This is a genomic window from Enterobacter cloacae complex sp. I2 (genome assembly GCF_014896205.1).
Lineage (GTDB): Bacteria > Pseudomonadota > Gammaproteobacteria > Enterobacterales > Enterobacteriaceae > Enterobacter > Enterobacter quasihormaechei.
The window spans coordinates 13216-32269 of the sequence record NZ_JADBRA010000006.1; the positions used below are offsets into that span (position 1 = coordinate 13216).

At 59.3% G+C, this 19054-nt stretch carries 18 protein-coding genes; 13 read left to right on the top strand and 5 right to left on the bottom strand.

Annotated features, from left to right (window positions below):
* Window positions 1-58 precede the first annotated feature (58 nt).
* From modA to modC, 3 genes are read left to right on the top strand one after another with little or no spacing between them, the layout of a single operon-like run.
* The gene (modA, locus tag IM300_RS06565) at window positions 59-835 is read left to right on the top strand and encodes a molybdate ABC transporter substrate-binding protein (protein WP_102751480.1); all 777 of its coding nucleotides are present in this window, start codon (window positions 59-61) and stop codon (window positions 833-835) included.
* A complete protein-coding gene (modB, locus tag IM300_RS06570) occupies window positions 832-1524 on the top strand; it encodes a molybdate ABC transporter permease subunit (RefSeq protein ID WP_063866136.1) in 693 nt (230 codons plus the stop codon). Before modA ends, modB begins: the two co-directional genes overlap by 4 nt.
* Window positions 1524-2582 carry a molybdenum ABC transporter ATP-binding protein ModC gene (gene modC / locus IM300_RS06575; protein WP_112792583.1) on the top strand — a complete coding sequence of 353 codons (1059 nt, stop codon included), beginning with the start codon at window positions 1524-1526 and terminating at the stop codon, window positions 2580-2582. The genes modB and modC overlap by 1 nt, the downstream gene beginning before the upstream one ends.
* Here modC and IM300_RS06580 read toward each other — a convergent pair whose 3' ends face one another.
* Window positions 2583-3401: a pyridoxal phosphatase gene (locus tag IM300_RS06580; protein ID WP_063449319.1), complete on the bottom strand. Its 819-nt coding sequence runs from the start codon at window positions 3399-3401 to the stop codon at window positions 2583-2585.
* Window positions 3402-3521: 120 nt separating this feature from the next.
* Here IM300_RS06580 and pgl point away from each other — a divergent pair, with 120 nt between their 5' ends.
* On the top strand, window positions 3522-4517 hold the full coding sequence (pgl, locus tag IM300_RS06585) for a 6-phosphogluconolactonase (protein WP_063449318.1): 996 nt from the start codon (window positions 3522-3524) through the stop codon (window positions 4515-4517).
* Between the two features lie 90 nt (window positions 4518-4607).
* On the opposite strand, the gene IM300_RS06590 is transcribed toward pgl, so the two are convergent.
* Window positions 4608-5891: a putative acyl-CoA thioester hydrolase gene (locus IM300_RS06590; protein ID WP_063449317.1), complete on the bottom strand. Its 1284-nt coding sequence runs from the start codon at window positions 5889-5891 to the stop codon at window positions 4608-4610.
* Between the two features lie 223 nt (window positions 5892-6114).
* On the opposite strand from IM300_RS06590, the gene hutI reads away from it, so the two are divergent.
* The 5 genes from hutI (at window position 6115) to hutH (ending at window position 12359) form a co-directional block, all read left to right on the top strand.
* A complete protein-coding gene (gene hutI / locus IM300_RS06595) occupies window positions 6115-7338 on the top strand; it encodes an imidazolonepropionase (protein ID WP_193035807.1) in 1224 nt (407 codons plus the stop codon).
* Window positions 7335-8273 (top strand): formimidoylglutamase, encoded by a 939-nt coding sequence (gene hutG / locus IM300_RS06600; RefSeq protein ID WP_193035809.1) that lies wholly within the window; start codon window positions 7335-7337, stop codon window positions 8271-8273. Before hutI ends, hutG begins: the two co-directional genes overlap by 4 nt.
* Before the next feature lie 18 nt (window positions 8274-8291).
* Window positions 8292-9026: a histidine utilization repressor gene (locus IM300_RS06605; RefSeq protein ID WP_193035811.1), complete on the top strand. Its 735-nt coding sequence runs from the start codon at window positions 8292-8294 to the stop codon at window positions 9024-9026.
* A 127-nt stretch (window positions 9027-9153) separates the two neighbouring features.
* Window positions 9154-10842 carry a urocanate hydratase gene (gene hutU / locus IM300_RS06610; RefSeq protein ID WP_193035813.1) on the top strand — a complete coding sequence of 563 codons (1689 nt, stop codon included), beginning with the start codon at window positions 9154-9156 and terminating at the stop codon, window positions 10840-10842.
* Window positions 10839-12359 carry a histidine ammonia-lyase gene (gene hutH, locus IM300_RS06615; protein ID WP_193035815.1) on the top strand — a complete coding sequence of 507 codons (1521 nt, stop codon included), beginning with the start codon at window positions 10839-10841 and terminating at the stop codon, window positions 12357-12359. The genes hutU and hutH overlap by 4 nt, the downstream gene beginning before the upstream one ends.
* A gap of 84 nt (window positions 12360-12443) precedes the next feature.
* Here the strand turns inward: hutH and IM300_RS06620 are convergent, their stop codons facing one another.
* Window positions 12444-12920, bottom strand: coding sequence for a kinase inhibitor (locus tag IM300_RS06620; RefSeq protein ID WP_063449311.1), 477 nt, complete (start codon window positions 12918-12920; stop codon window positions 12444-12446).
* Window positions 12921-12967: 47 nt separating this feature from the next.
* A complete protein-coding gene (gene bioA / locus IM300_RS06625; protein WP_193035817.1) occupies window positions 12968-14275 on the bottom strand; it encodes an adenosylmethionine--8-amino-7-oxononanoate transaminase in 1308 nt (435 codons plus the stop codon).
* Between the two features lie 68 nt (window positions 14276-14343).
* Here bioA and bioB point away from each other — a divergent pair, with 68 nt between their 5' ends.
* From bioB to bioD, 4 genes are read left to right on the top strand one after another with little or no spacing between them, the layout of a single operon-like run.
* A complete protein-coding gene (gene bioB, locus IM300_RS06630) occupies window positions 14344-15384 on the top strand; it encodes a biotin synthase BioB (RefSeq protein WP_063866146.1) in 1041 nt (346 codons plus the stop codon).
* On the top strand, window positions 15381-16538 hold the full coding sequence (gene bioF / locus IM300_RS06635; RefSeq protein ID WP_193035819.1) for an 8-amino-7-oxononanoate synthase: 1158 nt from the start codon (window positions 15381-15383) through the stop codon (window positions 16536-16538). Before bioB ends, bioF begins: the two co-directional genes overlap by 4 nt.
* Window positions 16522-17277 (top strand): malonyl-ACP O-methyltransferase BioC, encoded by a 756-nt coding sequence (gene bioC, locus IM300_RS06640; RefSeq protein ID WP_193035821.1) that lies wholly within the window; start codon window positions 16522-16524, stop codon window positions 17275-17277. Before bioF ends, bioC begins: the two co-directional genes overlap by 17 nt.
* Complete coding sequence (bioD, locus tag IM300_RS06645) at window positions 17270-17971, top strand: dethiobiotin synthase (RefSeq protein ID WP_173937199.1); 702 nt, start codon at window positions 17270-17272, stop codon at window positions 17969-17971. Before bioC ends, bioD begins: the two co-directional genes overlap by 8 nt.
* Here the strand turns inward: bioD and IM300_RS06650 are convergent.
* Window positions 17934-18656, bottom strand: a complete 723-nt coding sequence (locus tag IM300_RS06650; RefSeq protein ID WP_193035823.1) for an ABC transporter ATP-binding protein — start codon at window positions 18654-18656, stop codon at window positions 17934-17936. The genes bioD and IM300_RS06650 overlap by 38 nt on opposite strands.
* Between the last annotated feature and the right edge of the window lie 398 nt (window positions 18657-19054).

The following is a 19054-nucleotide window of genomic DNA, read 5'->3' on the forward strand; positions in this document are numbered from 1 at the left end:
ACGCCTGTGATATATCGTTATATTTATTTGTATATAACGAAACGCACAGGAGCTTCAAATGGCACGTTCATGGGTACGCCTTTTCGCAGGGGCAACGCTGACACTCTCGCTCACCGGCCACGCGCTGGCGGATGAAGGAAAAATCACGGTCTTTGCGGCGGCGTCGCTGACTAACGCGATGCAGGATATTGCTGCGGAATACAAAAAAGAGAAAAACGTCGAGGTTGTCTCGTCATTTGCTTCCTCTTCCACGCTGGCCCGCCAGATCGAGGCGGGGGCGCCTGCGGATCTGTTCATCTCTGCCGATCAGAAATGGATGGATTACGCGGTGGACAAGAAGTCTGTTGAAACGGCTACCCGCGAAACGCTGCTGGGCAATAGCCTGGTGGTGGTCGCGCCCGCAAACAGCAAGCAGGGCGACATTGCCATTAACAAACAGACGGACTGGACCCGTCTGTTGAACGGTGGCCGTCTGGCGGTGGGCGATCCGGAGCATGTTCCTGCCGGAATTTATGCGAAGGAAGCGCTGCAAAAGCTGGGCGCATGGGAGACCTTATCGCCTAAGCTGGCACCCGCAGAAGATGTGCGTGGCGCGCTGGCGCTGGTGGAGCGTAACGAAGCCCCGCTCGGGATTGTTTACGGCTCCGATGCCGTTGCCAGTAAAGGCGTGAAGGTAGTGGGTACCTTCCCGGAAGACTCGCATAAGAAAGTGGAATATCCTGTTGCGATAGTTGATGGACATAAAAATGCGACCGTGACGGCCTTCGTTGACTACCTGAAGGGGCCGGAAGCGTCCGCTATCTTTAAACGTTACGGATTTACGACTCACGAATGATATTGACCGAACCTGAATGGCAGGCCGTGCTGCTGAGCCTGAAAGTCTCTTCCCTGGCGGTTGCGCTGAGTTTGCCCTTTGGGGTGTTCTTTGCCTGGTTACTGGTTCGCGTGAAGTTTCCAGGCAAAGCCCTGCTCGACAGTGTTCTTCATCTTCCGCTCGTCTTGCCGCCTGTGGTGGTCGGCTATCTGCTGCTGATCTCCATGGGGCGACGCGGCGTTATCGGCGAGTGGCTGTACGACTGGTTTGGCCTGACCTTTGCTTTCAGCTGGCGCGGCGCGGTGCTTGCCGCGGCGGTGATGTCTTTCCCGCTGATGGTGCGCGCTATCCGTCTGGCGCTGGAAGCGGTGGATATCCGGCTGGAACAGGCCGCCCGCACGCTGGGCGCAGGCCGCTGGCGGGTATTTCTGACCATCACCCTGCCGCTCACGTTACCGGGCATTATCGTCGGTACGGTGCTGGCCTTCGCCCGCTCGCTGGGCGAGTTTGGTGCGACTATTACTTTTGTATCAAACATTCCGGGCGAGACGCGGACCATCCCGTCGGCGATGTATACCCTGATTCAGACGCCGGGCGGCGAAGGTGCGGCGGCCCGGCTGTGTATTATTTCGATTGTGCTCGCCCTGGTCTCGCTGCTGGTGTCGGAGTGGCTGGCGCGCCTCAGCCGTGAACGGATGGGGAAACCGTGATGCTGGAACTCAACTTTACGCAAACCCTGGGCAACCACACCCTGACGCTGAACGAAACGCTGCCTGCCAGCGGTATCACCGCGATTTTTGGCGTTTCCGGGGCGGGAAAAACGTCGCTGATAAATGCGATTAGCGGCCTGACGCGCCCCCAGTCTGGCCGCATTGTGTTAAATAATCGCGTCTTAAACGACGCGGAAAAGAAGGTTTGCTTGTCACCGGACAAGCGCCGCATCGGCTATGTGTTTCAGGATGCGCGCCTGTTTCCACACTACAGCGTGCGCGGTAACCTGCGCTACGGCATGGCAAAAAGCATGGCCGGACAGTTCGATAAGCTGGTGGCGCTGCTGGGTATCGAATCGCTGCTGGATCGTCTGCCGTCTTCGCTGTCGGGGGGCGAAAAACAGCGCGTGGCGATTGGCCGCGCCCTGTTAACCGCGCCGGAGCTGCTGCTGCTGGATGAGCCGCTGGCCTCGCTGGATATTCCGCGCAAGCGCGAGCTGCTGCCGTACCTGCAACGTCTGGCGCGGGAAATCAACGTGCCCATGCTGTACGTCAGCCATTCGCTGGATGAGATCTTACATCTGGCCGATAAAGTGCTGGTACTGGAAGCGGGGAGGGTGAAGGCCTTCGGTAATCTCGAAGAGGTGTGGGGCAGCAGCGTTATGCACCCGTGGCTGCCAAAGGAGCAGCAGAGCAGCATTCTGAAGGTGAGCGTACTGGAGCACCATCCGCACTATGCGATGACCGCCCTGGCGCTGGGCGATCAGCATCTGTGGGTTAACAAAATCGACACGCCGATTCAGTCGACGTTACGCATCCGCATTCAGGCGTCAGATGTCTCACTGGTCCTGCAACCGCCGCTGCAAACCAGTATCCGCAATGTGTTGCGCGCAAAAGTGGCGCAGTGTTTTGATGATAACGGCCAGGTGGAAGTGCAGCTGGAAGTGGGCAGCAGAACGCTGTGGGCGCGCATCAGCCCGTGGGCCAGGGATGAGTTAGGCATCAGGCCTGGCCTGTGGCTTTACGCGCAAATCAAGAGCGTCTCCATCACCGCCTGATTACAGCAGGTGGGTGTAGATAAACTGCGCGATGCTGTCGGTGGTGTTATCGCCAATTACTACGTCAGCACGCGCTTTCACCGCGTCATCGGCGTTGCCCATCGCCACGCCCGTGCCGGCGGCTTCCAGCATGCTGATGTCGTTATAGTTATCGCCAAAGGCAATCACGTCGCGCATCGATCCGCCCTGAGATTCAACGAACTGGGTCAGACGTTTGCCTTTGCTGTTGCCTTTGCGGGCGATATCCACCTGATCGTGCCAGGACCATTCACATTCCAGACCCAGCGTATGCTCAACATGCTTCGCGAAGGTATTGAGTTTGCTGGTGTCCTCATCGGTCAGGGCAAATTTCCAGATGGCCTCAACGTCTTCCGCCGCCCGGCGCAGGGAGGCAACCTGAGTGAACACCGGACGCTGCGCTTCCGGCAGGGACAGAGCCCAGTTGCTGGTGCGGATCACATGACCGGTAGGGCGTTCATACAGCATGGCGTTATCCACATACATCAGGCCGTGAATTGCGTGCTCATCCAGTAAATCAATTAATTGCAGCGCCTGAGAAACAGGAAGCGGATCGGAGGTTAAAACCTTTTTTGCCTGATAATCATACAAATAGGTGCCATTACAGCAAATTGCAGGTGTATCTAAGCCCAGTGCCTGATAAAAAGGATGAATGGCAACGTGATGTCGACCCGTTACGATGAGGAGTTGATACCCCGCTTCCTGGGCTCGTTTGAGGGCTTCAAGGGAAGAGGGGAGCAGGGTTTTCTGCGGGGTAAGCAGTGTTCCGTCTAAATCCAGTGCAATCACTCGCGAGGTCATTTTTTCTTCCGGGTTAACGTTGAATTTAAGGTCTGTCGGGATGGTACACCGAGAGCGGAACCCTGCAAAATCCCGGACTACAATTCAGCATTCACCGTTAAAAAATAATCAGGAGTATTCATGAAACAAACCGTTTATACCGCCAGTCCTGAAAGTCAGCAGATCCATGTCTGGCGTTTGAATACAGAAGGTTCGCTTACGCTGGTTCAGGTTGTTGATGTGCCAGGCCAGGTTCAGCCGATGGTCGTCAGCCCGGATAAACGTTTTCTGTATGTCGGCGTGCGCCCGGAATTCCGCGTGCTGGCCTACCGCATCTCCCCGGATGATGGCGCCCTGACCTATACCGCAGAAGCCCCGCTGCCGGGCAGCCCGACCCATATTTCTACCGACCACAAAGGCAACTTTATCTTCAGCGGCTCCTACAATGCAGGCTGCGTGAGCGTTACCCGCCTGGAAGACGGTATTCCCGTTGAAACCGTCGACGTGGTCGAAGGGCTCGAAGGATGCCACTCCGCCAACATCTCGCCGGATAACCGTACGCTGTGGGTGCCCGCGCTCAAGCAGGATCGCATCTGCCTGTTTACCCTGAGCGATGACGGCCATCTGGTCGCGCAAAGCCCGGCGGAAGTCACCACCGTGGAAGGGGCAGGCCCGCGCCACATGGTCTTCCACCCGAATCAGCAGTATGCCTATGTCGTTAACGAGCTGAACAGCTCGGTAGACGTGTGGGAACTGAAAGATCCTAACGGGCAGATCGAGTGCGTACAGACGCTGGATATGATGCCATCTGACTTCTCCGACACGCGTTGGGCGGCAGACATTCATATCACGCCGGATGGCCGTCACCTGTATGCCTGCGACCGTACCTCCAGCCTGATCACCGTGTTCAGCGTTTCAGAAGACGGCAGCGTCCTGGCAGTTGAAGGCTTCCAGCCGACAGAAACCCAGCCGCGCGGCTTTAACGTCGACCACAGCGGCAAATATCTGATTGCTGCGGGGCAGAAATCCCACCACATCGCGCTGTATGAAATCACAGGCGTGCAGGGGCTGCTGGAAGAGAAAGGCCGCTACGCGGTCGGACAAGGTCCAATGTGGGTTGTGATTAACGCGCACTGATCCGCAGACATAAAAAAACCTCGCCCATGCGAGGTTTTTTTATGTCTGGAGTAGGCCGGGTAAGGCGAAGCCGCCACCCGGCAAAACAGCTTACTGCTTCGGCTCAGCAACCACTTTACTGCCCAGACCGCGGTTGTTGTATTCCCACATGCGGTTAAAGTTAGCGTCGTTCAGGTTGCGCTGCACGTTCTCTTTATCATCCACCGTGCCCGTGTTGCCGGAGAATGGACGTTTCGAGATCGCCGCATCCGCCCACGGTTTCGCCATGTTAAAGCCTTCATTAATCACGCTGTCGCGGATCACGACCTGGCCATTGGTGGCAGAGTCTACGTCCAGAGAGCGACCAAGCTGGGCAACGCCATCGCCAGCCGCAGTAAAGCGGCTATTCACGGCCAGGAAACCATAGAACAGGTTGGACTGCGTGGCCGGTGCGAACACGTAACCTTCCTGCTGAGTACGTGAATTCACCACGCGGAAATCGGTGTTCTCAAACACCACCGCACCACGGCCAGAGACCATATCCACGTCGCCTTCAACGTAGCTGTTGGTCACCAGAGTACGCGTCAGACGGTTGTTCTGAAGGGTGTTCTGCACGCCGCTGTTGGTCACGAAGAAGGTGTTCTGGCGGCCCAGAATATTGACGTTGTTAATCTGTACCTTGTCGCCATCGCTGCGCAGCGCCACGGCCTGGTGATTACCCGCGTCAACGCTGTCCCCCAGGGTGTTCTGAATGGTCAGGTTCTGCAATTGCAGGCCGTTGTTCTGTGACCAGAATACCGCAGAGCACATCACGCCAATGGTGGCGGCACGCTTGCTCTGGCAGTTATCAAACATATACCACGCCGGTTTACCTGGCATGTATTTACCGGCCGGGTTCACCAGATGACGCCAGGTGGTACTGTCGATTTCGGAATCAATCGCCAGGCCAATTTTCACGTCGACCGCTTTTTCACCCAGGCCGTAAAGCGTAATGCTTCCCGGCGCGGCAGGAACGTAAACGGTTCCTTCGTATTCACCCGGCAGGATGGCAATGTACTGCCGAGATGCGCTGTGTTTGGTGATGGCAGCATCAACGGCTGCCTGAATGGAGGTGTGCGTCACGCCCTGCGCCCCGGCCGGACCCACGACGAAGTCTGGCTGTTTCGGCAGATTAATAGAAGAAGGCGTCCACGGGGCTGCATTAGGATCCATCGCCGAGAAGTAGTGCGCACGGGTGAAGTTCTTCGCTTCATCCGCTGACAGGATCGGACGGGAAGCGGTGCCCGGAGCAACCTGCTCAGAAGGTTGCTGATCCGGTGGAGTTGAACTGCAAGCGGATAAAGTCACGCCAAAGGCAAGTGCCAACGCCAGACGGGAAATCCTGGATATAGTCAAGGTAATGCTCCTGGGTATGCAAGTCTTATCTGGATAGACGAAATAGCCTGCTTTTTTATACTAAGTTGAGCGAAACGGGAAGATAAAAAGGGCAAAAGTTGCATTTTTGCCCTGAGGCGACGGGAAAGTCATCACAAATAAATAACATTTTCCCACAAGGCGGTTGACAGCAGGCGACAGATGAAAATAAATGTCTATACAACCCATGACAAGTGGAAGGCACATGCAGCAGCTTCATCCCGACGATGTGATATGGCGAAATGCGCGACTGGCAACCCTGGCCGCAGGCGAGCCGGAACCCTATGGCCTGAAGGCGCATCATGCCCTCGTCGTGCGCGGCCAGACGATCCTGGCCGTTATCCCTGATTCAGAGGTTCCCTCCGGGCATTCCCAGTGTATCGATCTCCATGGACGTCTGGTGACACCCGGCCTGATTGACTGCCACACCCATCTGGTGTTCGGCGGCGATCGCGCAGCGGAATGGGAGCAACGGCTTAACGGCGTGTCGTATCAGCGTATCAGCGAGCAGGGCGGCGGCATTAACGCCACGGTCACGGCCACCCGCAACAGTTCGCCGGAAACGCTGCTGACCGTGGCACAGCAGCGGCTCCAGCGGCTGATGAATGAAGGCGTAACGACCATTGAAATCAAATCGGGATACGGACTGAATGCCGAAGCCGAAGAGAAAATGCTGCGGGTTGCCCGTCAGCTCAGCCTGAACAATCAGGTCGATATAAGCCCGACGCTGCTGGCCGCGCACGCCGTCCCCGCGGAGTACCGACAGGATCCGGATGCGTATCTGACGCTGGTCTGTGAGCAGATCGTGCCCGCGCTGTGGCAAAAAGAGTTGTTTGAAGCGGTGGACGTGTTTTGTGAAAACGTTGGCTTTACGCCGGCGCAAACCGAGCGCCTGTTCCGGGCCGCTACCGCGCTCGGTATTCCGGTAAAAGGGCATGTGGAGCAACTGTCGAATCTGGGCGGTGCAGCGCTGGTCAGCCAGTATAAAGGGCTGTCGGCCGATCATATTGAGTATCTTGATGACGCGGGTATTCAGGCAATGGCGCAAAGCGGTACGGTGGCGGTATTGCTCCCCGGCGCGTTCTATTTTCTTCAGGAGCGCCAGCGTCCACCGGTGGCGCAGCTCAGAAAGCAGGGCGTGCCGATGGCCGTCGCCACCGACTACAACCCCGGCACCAGTCCGTTTGCCAGCCTGCATCTGGCGATGAACATGGCCTGCGTCCAGTTTGGCCTCACGCCGGAAGAGGCCTGGGCTGGCGTGACGCATCATGCGGCGCAGGCGTTAGGACGTGGTGAGACGCACGGGCAGTTAAGGGCGGGTTATGTGGCTGATTTCGTCGTCTGGGAGGCGGACCATCCGGTTGAGATGGTTTATGAGCCGGGGCGGAACCCTTTATATCAACGCGTGTTTCGGGGGCAGGTAGCATGAAATTGTGGCATCCCGTTTCCCCGCAGGTGTGGCAGGGACGTGACGACAGCGCCGAGTCCAGCACCGCAAAACGTCTCTTCCAGACCATACAGCAGCGCGAACGCTTTTCACCCGTACCGTCGGGCATCGCCCTGATGGGCTTTGAATGTGATGAAGGGGTAAAGCGTAACCAGGGCAGGCCCGGCGCTGCACGGGCGCCCGATGCGTTGCGCGGTGCGCTGGCGAATATGGCAAGCCATCAGGGACATGCGCGTCTCGTGGATATGGGCTCCATTTACGTTGAGGGCAATGATCTGGAGGCGGCGCAGCAGGCGCTGAGCGAGGCCATAACCACGTGCCAGCAATCCGGGATGCGTACTCTTGTTTTCGGCGGTGGACATGAAACCGCCTGGGCGCACGGGCGCGGCGTACTGGACGCTTTTCCACAGGATCGCGTTGCGGTGATTAACCTGGATGCGCACCTCGATTTGCGCAAGGCCGAGCGGGCCACCTCCGGTACGCCGTTCCGCCAGCTGGCGCAGTACTGCGCGTCGCAGTCGCGGGACTTTCTCTACGCCTGCCTGGGGGTCAGCCGCGCGGCGAATACTCAGGCGCTGTGGGAGGAAGCCGGGCGGCGGAACGTTACGCTGGTTGAAGATCTTGATTTTCGCCGCGACGCGTTATCCGCGCTGGACAGCGTGCTTGCGCAGGCAGATCGGGTTTATCTCACCGTTGACCTTGATGTGCTGCCCGCCGCAGAAATGCCCGCCGTGTCGGCCCCTGCGGCGTTGGGGATCCCGGCGCTGGATCTGTTACCGGTGATTGAGCGTATCTGCCGAAGCGGTAAACTACAGGCGGCGGATCTGGTGGAATATAATCCGCACTACGACCGGGACGGTCAGGGGGCGAAGCTTGCTGCCCGACTGGCCTGGCAAATTGCTCACTGGTGGGCATAACACATTACAGGAGTCAGCATGTTTTCACGCTCACCGCAGCAACCCTCCAGCCCACCCGCACCTTTTTATGAGAAGGTGAAAAAGGCGATCAGCGAAAAAATTGCTGCCGGCGTCTGGCGTCCGCACGATCGTATTCCCTCAGAAGCCGAGCTGGTCGCACAGTTTGGCTTTAGCCGGATGACCATCAACCGGGCGCTGCGGGAACTTACCGATGAGGGATTGCTGGTGCGTTTGCAGGGCGTCGGGACCTTCGTGGCCGAGCCTAAAGGGCAGTCGGCGCTGTTTGAAATCCGCAGCATTGCCGATGAGATTGCCGCCCGTAACCATCAGCACCACTGCGAGGTGCTGGTGCTTGAAGAGACGCAGGCCAGCGGCGAGCAGGCCATCGAGCTGAACGTTAAAGAGGGCACGCGAATTTTTCATTCGGTGATGGTGCATTATGAGAACGACATTCCTGTCCAGATTGAGGATCGCTGCGTCAACGCGGAGCGGATACCGGAGTACCTGAATCAGGATTACACCCAAACCACGCCGCACGCGTATCTCTCGCTCGTCGCCCCGCTGACGGAAGGGGAGCATATCGTGGAGGCCGTGCGCGCGACCCCGCAGGAGTGCGAGCTGTTGCGCATTAAAGAGCACGATCCCTGCCTGCTGATCCGCCGTCGGACCTGGTCGTCCACGCACATTGTGTCGCATGCGAAGCTGCTGTTCCCGGGGGATCGCTACCGGTTACAGGGCCATTTTATGTCATAAGTTTTATAAGCGTGATCGCTAACGCAATATAGCAAAATTGTATCTTTTTTGTTAAATCCGGCCTTGTGTGTGCTTGTCTATACAAGTATATCTAAATGCATCACCTGTCCCTTATGAGGAACACACAATGTCGTCAGATAAATACCGCAAGCAGGATGTCCGCGCCCCGCGCGGCACCACGCTCACTGCAAAAAGCTGGCTCACCGAAGCACCGCTGCGCATGTTGATGAACAACCTCGATCCTGAGGTGGCTGAAAATCCCCACGAGCTGGTGGTCTACGGCGGTATTGGCCGCGCCGCGCGCAACTGGGCGTGCTATGACGCCATTGTCGACTCTTTGACGAATCTCGAAAACGACGAAACGCTGCTGGTGCAGTCCGGTAAGCCGGTCGGCGTATTCAAAACCCATAAAAATGCGCCACGGGTGCTGATTGCCAACTCCAACCTGGTGCCGCACTGGGCGACGTGGGAGCACTTTAACGAGCTGGACGCGAAAGGGCTGGCCATGTACGGCCAGATGACCGCCGGTAGCTGGATCTACATCGGCAGCCAGGGGATTGTGCAGGGCACCTATGAAACCTTCGTGGAAGCGGGGCGTCAGCACTACAGCGGCTCGCTGAAAGGCCGCTGGGTGCTTACCGCCGGACTGGGCGGCATGGGCGGTGCCCAGCCGCTGGCCGCGACGCTGGCGGGCGCGTGCTCGCTGAACATTGAATGCCAGCAGAGCCGCATTGATTTCCGTCTGCGTACCCGTTACGTCGATGAACAGGCCGACAACCTCGATGACGCACTGGCGCGCATCAAACGCTACATCGCCGAAGGAAAAGCGGTGTCGGTTGCCCTGTGCGGCAACGCGGCGGATATCCTTCCTGAACTGGTCGCGCGCGGCGTGCGTCCGGATCTGGTTACCGACCAGACCAGCGCCCACGATCCGCTCCACGGCTATCTGCCAAAAGGCTGGACGTGGGAAGACTACCAGCAAAAAGCAGAAACCGACCCTGAAGGTACGGTGCTGGCGGCGAAGCGTTCGATGGCGGAACACGTCTCCGCGATGCTGGCCTTCAGCCAGATGGGTATTCCAACCTTTGATTACGGGAATAACATCCGCCAGATGGCGAAAGAGATGGGTGTGAATAACGCCTTTGACTTCCCCGGCTTCGTGCCCGCCTATATTCGTCCGCTGTTCTGTCGCGGCATCGGGCCGTTCCGCTGGGTTGCCCTGTCCGGCGACCCGGAAGATATCTACAAAACCGATGCCAAAGTGAAGGAAATTGTTGCCGACGACGAACACCTGCACCGCTGGCTGGATATGGCGCGCGAGCGCATTAATTTCCAGGGCTTACCGGCGCGTATCTGCTGGGTCGGGCTGGAGTGGCGGCAAAAACTCGGCCTGGCCTTTAACGAAATGGTGCGCAGCGGTGAGGTCTCCGCGCCGATTGTTATTGGTCGCGATCACCTGGACTCCGGCTCCGTCGCCAGTCCGAACCGTGAAACCGAAGCCATGCGCGACGGCTCGGATGCGGTTTCCGACTGGCCGCTGCTGAATGCTTTACTGAATACCGCCAGCGGTGCGACCTGGGTGTCGCTGCACCACGGCGGCGGCGTCGGGATGGGCTTCTCCCAGCACTCGGGGATGGTTATTGTCTGTGACGGTACCGACGAAGCGGCGGCGCGTATTGCCCGCGTACTGCATAACGACCCGGCAACCGGCGTGATGCGCCATGCGGATGCGGGTTACGAGATTGCCATTGATTGTGCCAAAGAGCAGGGTCTGAACCTGCCGATGATCCACGCCACACAAGGAAAGCCTGCATGAACGCCTTAACACTGACTCCCGGCTCTCTGACGCTCAAACAGCTGCATAACGTCTGGCGTAAGCCGGTCACGCTCTCCCTTGACGAAAGCGCCCACCGTGCCATTAACGACAGCGTGGCCTGCGTAGAGGCGATTGTGGCAGAGGGACGCACCGCCTACGGCATCAATACCGGTTTTGGCCTGCTGGCGCAGACCCGCATCGCTACGCACGATCTGGAGAATCTACAGCGCTCGCTGGTGCTGTCGCACGCGGCGGGGGTTGGCCAGCCGCTGGATGATGAGATCGTCCGCCTGATGATGGTATTGAAAATCAATAGCCTGGCGCGCGGTTTTTCCGGCATTCGCCTGAGCGTGATCCAGGCGCTGATGGCGCTGGTCAATGCGGAAGTTTACCCGTGGATCCCGGCGAAAGGTTCTGTCGGGGCCTCCGGCGATCTGGCGCCGCTGGCGCATATGTCGCTGCTGCTGCTGGGTGAAGGCAAAGCGCGCTGGCAGGGCGAGTGGCTGCCTGCGAAAGAGGCGCTGGCAAAAGCCGGCTTAACCCCAATCACCCTCGCGGCAAAAGAGGGGCTTGCGCTGCTTAACGGCACCCAGGCGTCGACCGCTTTCGCGCTGCGCGGCCTGTTTGAAGCGGAAGATCTGTTCGCCTCCGCGGTGGTCTGCGGTGCGCTGACCACCGAAGCCGTGCTCGGCTCACGTCGTCCGTTTGACGCGCGTATTCACGCGGTGCGCGGCCAGCGCGGGCAGATTGATGCCGCCGCCATGTACCGCCACGTGCTTACCGACACGAGTGAGATTGCGGATTCACACCATAACTGTGAGAAGGTGCAGGATCCGTATTCCCTGCGCTGTCAGCCGCAGGTGATGGGCGCATGCCTGACGCAGCTGCGCCAGGCGGCAGAGGTGCTGCTGGTGGAGGCCAATGCGGTCTCCGACAACCCGCTGGTGTTTGCACAGGAAAATGAGGTGGTTTCCGGCGGCAACTTCCACGCCGAGCCGGTGGCAATGGCGGCGGATAATATCGCGCTGGCGATTGCCGAAGTGGGCGCGTTGTCCGAACGTCGCATCGCGCTGATGATGGATAAACATATGTCCCAGCTGCCGCCGTTCCTGGTGCGCAACGGCGGGGTGAACTCGGGCTTTATGATCGCCCAGGTGACCGCCGCGGCGCTGGCAAGCGAGAACAAAGCGCTGTCGCATCCGCACAGCGTGGATAGCCTGCCAACCTCCGCGAACCAGGAGGATCACGTGTCGATGGCCCCGGCTGCCGGGCGTCGACTGTGGGAGATGGCCTCTAACACCCGTGGTGTGCTGGCAGTAGAATGGCTGGCGGCGTGTCAGGGTATCGATCTGCGCGAAGGGCTTAAATCCAGCCCGCTGCTGGAGCAGGCGCGTCATACGCTGCGCGAGCACGTTACGCACTACGATGATGACCGCTTCTTTGCGCCGGATATTGATAAGGCGATGCAGCTTCTGGAAGAAGGAACCCTTGCTGGACTGCTACCTTCCGTGCTGTGATTTTTTGCCCGGTGGCGCTGCGCTTACCGGGCCTGCGAATGCGAAATGTAGGCCGGGTAAGGCGTAGCCGCCACCCGGCTTTTTTTATGAATACATCGCCGTAATCGACGCGCTGCCCAGCGTATGGAAATGGACGTTGAAACCGACCATCGCGCCGCTTGCCTCTTCGTCGACCTCAATCTTGTCCACGTCCAGCGCGTGCACCGTGAAGATATAGCGGTGGGTTTCCCCTTTTGGCGGCGCCGCGCCGCCGTAGCCCGCTTTACCAAAGTCCGTGCGCGTCTGTATCGCGCCGTCCGGCAGGGCGACCAGGTCGGAGCCCGACCCCTGCGGCAGCACGCGCGTATCCGCAGGCAGGTTTGCCACCACCCAGTGCCACCAGCCGGAGCCGGTCGGGGCGTCCGGATCGTAGCAGGTCACCACAAAGCTTTTGGTTCCCGGCGGCACGTCGTCCCACGCCAGATGGGGAGAGATGTTATCCCCCTGATAGCCCATCCCGTTAAACACATGACGTTCCGGCAGCTTTTCACCGTCGCGCAAATCTTTACTGATGATTTTCATCCGATTTCCCTCGTTACTGACTCATTCAGAAAGTGTAACGCATGGGGCTAAATCGTGAAATGCGCTGGCATGTGAACGGCTTTGACCACTGCGTCGGTCAGTTTGCGTAACTGCTCCGGAGAAATGGTGTACGGCGGCATGAGGTAAATCAGCTTGCCGAAGGGCCGCACCCACACGCCCTGGTCAACGAAGAAGCGCTGCAATGCGGCCATGTTTACCGGATGCGTTGTCTCGATCACGCCGATGGCGCCCAGCACGCGGACGTCCGCAACGTATTCCGCTTCCGCCGCCGCGCTCAGCTGCTGCTTCAGCTGCGCCTCAATCGCCGCCACCTGCGCCTGCCACTCGCCGCTTTCCAGAATGGCGAGGCTTTCGCTTGCCACGGCGCAGGCCAGCGGGTTGCCCATAAACGTCGGGCCGTGCATAAAGCAGCCCGCGTCGCCGTCGCTGATGGTGTCGGCAACATGCCGGGTGGTGAGCGTGGCGGAGAGCGTCATGGTGCCGCCGGTCAGCGCTTTACCCAGGCACAAAATATCCGGTGCGATCCCCGCATGTTCGCAGGCGAAAAGCTTCCCGGTGCGGCCAAAGCCGGTGGCAATCTCATCGGCAATCAGCAGAATACCTTCGCGGTCGCACATCTTGCGAATGCGCTTCAGCCACTCGGGGTGGTACATCCGCATTCCGCCCGCGCCCTGCACAATCGGTTCGAGAATAACGGCGGCAATTTCATGGCGATGGGCCGCCAGCAGCCGCGCGAAGCCCACCATGTCCCTCTCGTCCCATTCGCCGTCAAAGCGGCTTTGCGGAGCCGGCGCAAACAGGTTTTCCGGCAGATAGCCTTTCCACAGGCTGTGCATGGAGTTGTCCGGATCGCACACCGACATCGCCCCGAAGGTGTCGCCGTGATAGCCGTTGCGGAAGGTGAGAAACCGCTGGCGCGTTTCGCCCTTCGCATGCCAGTACTGCAACGCCATTTTCATCGCCACCTCCACGGCCACCGAGCCGGAATCGGCAAGGAACACGCACTCCAGCGCGTCGGGGGTCATTGCGACCAGGCGGCGACACAGATCGACCGCAGGCTGATGGGTGATCCCGCCAAACATCACGTGTGACATCCGGTCAATCTGCGCCTTCATCGCCGCGTTCAGCCGCGGGTGGTTGTAGCCATGGATCGCCGCCCACCAGGAGGACATTCCGTCAACCAGCCGCTCGCCGCTGGCGAGATGCAGCTCGCAGCCGTGGGCTGAGGCCACCGGATAGACGGGAAGGGGGCGGGTCGTGGAGGTGTAAGGGTGCCAGATATGCTGCTTGTCGAAGGCGAGATCGTCCTGGGTCATAATCGACTTGTAAACCATTTTGAAAAGTTTTAGGTTTACAAGTATAAACCGAACCGACAATTAACAAAACCCTTTGGAGAAGCCCGATGGCTCACCACGCACGCTGGACGATGTCGCAAGTCACTGAATTGTTCAATAAACCTTTCCTGGAGCTGATGTTTGAAGCGCAACAGGTGCACCGCCAGCACTTCGATCCTCGCCATGTGCAGGTCAGCACGCTGCTGTCGATCAAAACCGGGGCCTGCCCGGAAGACTGCAAATATTGCCCGCAAAGCGCGCGCTACAAAACCGGTCTCGAATCCGAACGCCTGATGGAAGTCGAGCAGGTACTCGACTCCGCGCGTAAGGCCAAAAACGCCGGCTCGACCCGCTTCTGCATGGGCGCCGCGTGGAAGAATCCACATGACCGCGACATGCCCTATCTGGAGCAGATGGTGAAGGGCGTGAAGGAGATGGGGCTTGAGGCCTGCATGACCCTCGGCACGCTGAACGAGGAGCAGGCGCAGCGCCTCTCGGCGGCGGGGCTGGATTACTACAACCACAACCTTGATACCTCGCCAGAATTTTACGGCAATATCATCACCACGCGCACCTATCAGGAGCGTCTGGACACGCTGGATAAAGTGCGCGATGCGGGGATCAAGGTCTGTTCAGGCGGCATCGTGGGGCTGGGCGAGACGGTAAAAGATCGTGCCGGCCTGCTGTTACAACTGGCGAACCTGCCGACCCCGCCGGAAAGCGTGCCCATCAACATGCTGGTGAAGGTAAAAGGCACGCCGCTGGCGGATAACGAGGACGTGGATGCCTTCGATTTTATCCGCACCATCGCGGTGGCGCGCATCATGATGCCGACCTCCTACGTGCGCCTCTCTGCCGGTCGCGAGCAGATGAGCGAGCAGACCCAGGCGATGTGCTTTATGGCCGGGGCCAACTCTATTTTCTACGGCTGCAAGCTCCTGACCACGCCGAACCCGGAAGAGGACAAAGACGTCCAGCTGTTCCGCAAGCTGGGGCTGAACCCGCACCAGACAGAGGTGCTGGCGGGGGATAACGAGCAACAGCAGGAGCTGGAGCAGCAGATTTTCAACGCCGACACCGACCAGTTCTACAACGCGGCAGCCGTATGACCTGGCAGGCACGTATCAATTCCGCGCTCGACGAGCGTCGGGCAGCGGATGCGTTTCGGGTACGCGGGGTAGTGGAAAACGGCGCAGGCCGTTTTCTCACCCGGGAAAGCCGGCGGTTCTGTAATTTCTCCAGCAATGATTATCTTGGCCTGAGCCAGCACCCGCAGATCGTTCGCGCCTGGCAGCAGGGCGCGGAACGATACGGCGTGGGCAGCGGTGGCTCCGGGCACATCAGCGGCTATACCACGGCGCATCAGGCGCTGGAGGAGGCGCTGGCAGACTGGCTGGGTTACCCGCGAGCGCTGCTGTTTATCTCCGGTTTTGCCGCGAATCAGTCGGTCATTGCCGCCCTGATGGGCAAAGACGACCGCATTGTCGCGGACCGCCTGAGCCATGCCTCCCTGCTTGAAGCGGCACACCTCAGCCCGGCACAGCTGCGGCGTTTTGCCCATAACGATGCCGCTCAGCTGAACGTCCTGCTGGGGAAACCCTGCGCAGGACTTCAGCTGGCGGTAACGGAAGGGATCTTTAGCATGGATGGCGACAGCGCGCCCCTTGCCGCGCTGCACGACGCCGCAAAGCAGCAGAACGCCTGGCTGCTGGTTGACGATGCCCACGGCATTGGCGTTACCGGCGAGGAGGGACGCGGAAGCGCTTATCAGCAGAGCGTCAGGCCGGAACTGCTGGTGGTCACCTTTGGAAAAGGCTTTGGCGTCAGCGGCGCTGCGGTGTTATGCAGCGAGCCGGTGGCCGACTACCTGATGCAGTTCGCCCGACACCTGATCTACAGCACCAGCATGCCCCCGGCGCAGGCCGTGGCGCTGTCTGCCTCGCTGGACGTGATCCGCGGCGAGGATGGCGCTGAACGCCGCGCGCGTCTGGCTGAACATATTCAGCGTTTTCGTCGGGGAGTCAGCGAGCTTTCTTTCCGGCTAACCGACTCCCGCAGCGCCATTCAGCCCGTAATGGTGGGTGAAAACCCGCGCGCGCTGGCGCTGGCACAGATGCTGCGAGAACGCGGGCAGTGGGTAACGGCGATCCGTCCGCCTACCGTGCCGCCGGGTACGGCGCGTTTGCGTCTGACGCTCACGGCAGCGCACGAGCCGCAGGATATCGATACGCTTCTGGAGGCTCTGCATGTCTCCTGTCAATAAACAGGCCGTTGCCGCCGCGTTTGGCCGCGCAGCGCAAAGCTATTCCCGGCACGATGAGCTGCAACGCCTGAGCGCGCGCGGGCTGCTGGCCGCGCTCGGTGAGAGCCGGTTTGCGCAGGTGCTGGACGCTGGCTGCGGGCCAGGAGGCAACAGCCGCTACTGGCGCGCAGCGGACAGCCACGTGACGGCGCTGGATTTATCCGCGCAGATGCTGGATGAAGCCCGCCAGCAGCAGTCAGCAGACCGCTATCTGGTGGCTGACATCGAGGCCATCCCGCTGGAGGATGCCCAGTTTGACCTCGTCTGGAGCCATCTGGCGGTGCAGTGGTGCGCCAGCCTGCCGCAGGCGCTACGCGAGCTTTACCGCGTGGCGCGTCCCGGCGGAACGGTGGCCTTTACCACCCTGCTGGAAAGTTCGTTGCCGGAGCTGAATCAGGCGTGGAAGGCGGTGGACGAGCAGCCGCACGCCAACCGGTTTCTCGCTCACGAGCAGGTCATTCAGGCCCTGGCTGGCTGGCGCTATCGCAGCGTGGTCCAGACCGTCACCCTCGAATTTAGCGATGCGTTAAGCGCCATGCGCTCTCTTAAGGGCATAGGCGCTACGCACCTGCACGCCGGGCGGGAGAAGAAACCCCTTACCCGCGGGCAGCTCCAGCGTCTGGAGCTGGCGTGGCCGCAGGAACGGGGCCAGTTCCCGCTCTCTTATCATCTTTTTCATGGGATTATTGAACGTGACTGAACGTTATTTTGTTACCGGCACGGACACCGAAGTCGGTAAAACCGTTGCCAGCGCCGCGCTGTTACAGGCGGCGCGTCTGCTGGGGAAAACGACGGCGGGGTACAAGCCCGTGGCCTCCGGCAGCGAGATGACGCCGGAAGGCTTACGCAATACCGATGCGCTGGCGCTACAGCGTAACAGCAGCCTTGCGCTGGCCTATTCTGCGGTAAATCCTTATACCTTTGCTGAACCCACCTCGCCGCACATCGTCAGCGCTGATGAAGATCGGCCGATTGATTTTTCGGTTCTCTCTTCCGGGTTACGCGCACTGGAAACGCAGGCCAGCTGGGTGCTGGTGGAAGGGGCCGGTGGCTGGTTCACCCCGCTGTCTGACGAGCAGACGTTTGCTGACTGGGTGCAGGCCGAACAGCTTCCGGTCATTCTGGTGGTGGGCGTGAAGCTTGGCTGCATCAACCACGCCATGCTGACCGCGCAGGCGGTGCAGCAGGCCGGGTTGCGTCTGGCTGGGTGGATTGCCAACGACGTGGTTGCGCCGGGCAAACGTCATGCTGAGTATCTGGCGACGCTGAAGCGAATGCTGCCTGCGCCGTTCCTCGGGGAGATTCCATGGCTTGCTGACGGCGCAGAGCAGGCGGAAACCGGACGCTATCTTGACCTCAGCGCCTTATGTCCCGCGCCATCCAGTGGGCAATAAGATCGTCATCCAGCTCGTTAACGTGGCCCTGCGCCACGTTACGCCCGCGATAAAGCATGCAGAAACGATCCGCGACCCGGCGGATGAACGACAGCTGTTGCTCCGCTAACAGCACCGTCATGCCCAGCTCCCGATTTAGCCGCACCAGCAGTTGCCCGAGCCTGCGGGCAAAACGATGTCCTGCGCCATGCATAGGCTCGTCCAGGATCAGCACGCGCGGGCGATTAACCAGCGCGCTGGCGAGGGCGAGCTGATACTGGTCGTCAGGGGACAGCGTAGAGGCCCTGATCTGTCGCAGCGTATAAAGCTCCGGAAACAGGGCGTATACCTCATTTTTTAATGCCGGATCGGGTTTCCCCGTCGCCCGCATGGCGATATGCAAATTTTCATCGACGGTCAGTTGGGAAAATATCCGCCGGTCCTGCGGGACGTAGCCTATCGTTGGCGTCGCAGGACATTCTGAGGCAGGGCTGAGCAAATTTCGCGGCGGTGCACCGGCCTCGTGCCAGATGATGGTGCCGCTCTCGACGGGCACTTTCCCGGTAATGCAGTTCATGAGCGTGGACTTACCCATACCCGGCAGGCCAACGATGCCTGTACAGATGCCTTGCGGGAAATCGATATTCACGTTCCATAGCGTATGTTGGCTTCCGTAAAACTGATTTACAGCACGCAGACTCAACATCTTTCTCTCCTTAAAAATGTGTGGGGTGATGCTCAGATTGATATCTGCAAAACGCCTGCCAGGAACTTCATAATGATTAAAAAAAGGCCATTTTTAGGAATAACTCACTGCTAAAAGCGCAACGTTTGTTCGAAATGCACGCTTCCGGTGCCGTGCATGTCGGGTTGTGGTGCAGTGAAAATGACGGAAATGTGATTAAGATCTCGCCAGGTGCTTATGAAAAAATGAACGTTTTCCAGGCAAAAAAGAGTGATAAAAATATTTTATTGCCGCTTCGTGGGAAAAACCGGGAATTTGCGGGAGTGCATGCTGTACGGGCTGGAGGCAGTTATCCACTATTCCTGTGGATAACCTTGTGCATTAGAGTTAGAAAACACGCGATAAGCGAGAGAATACGC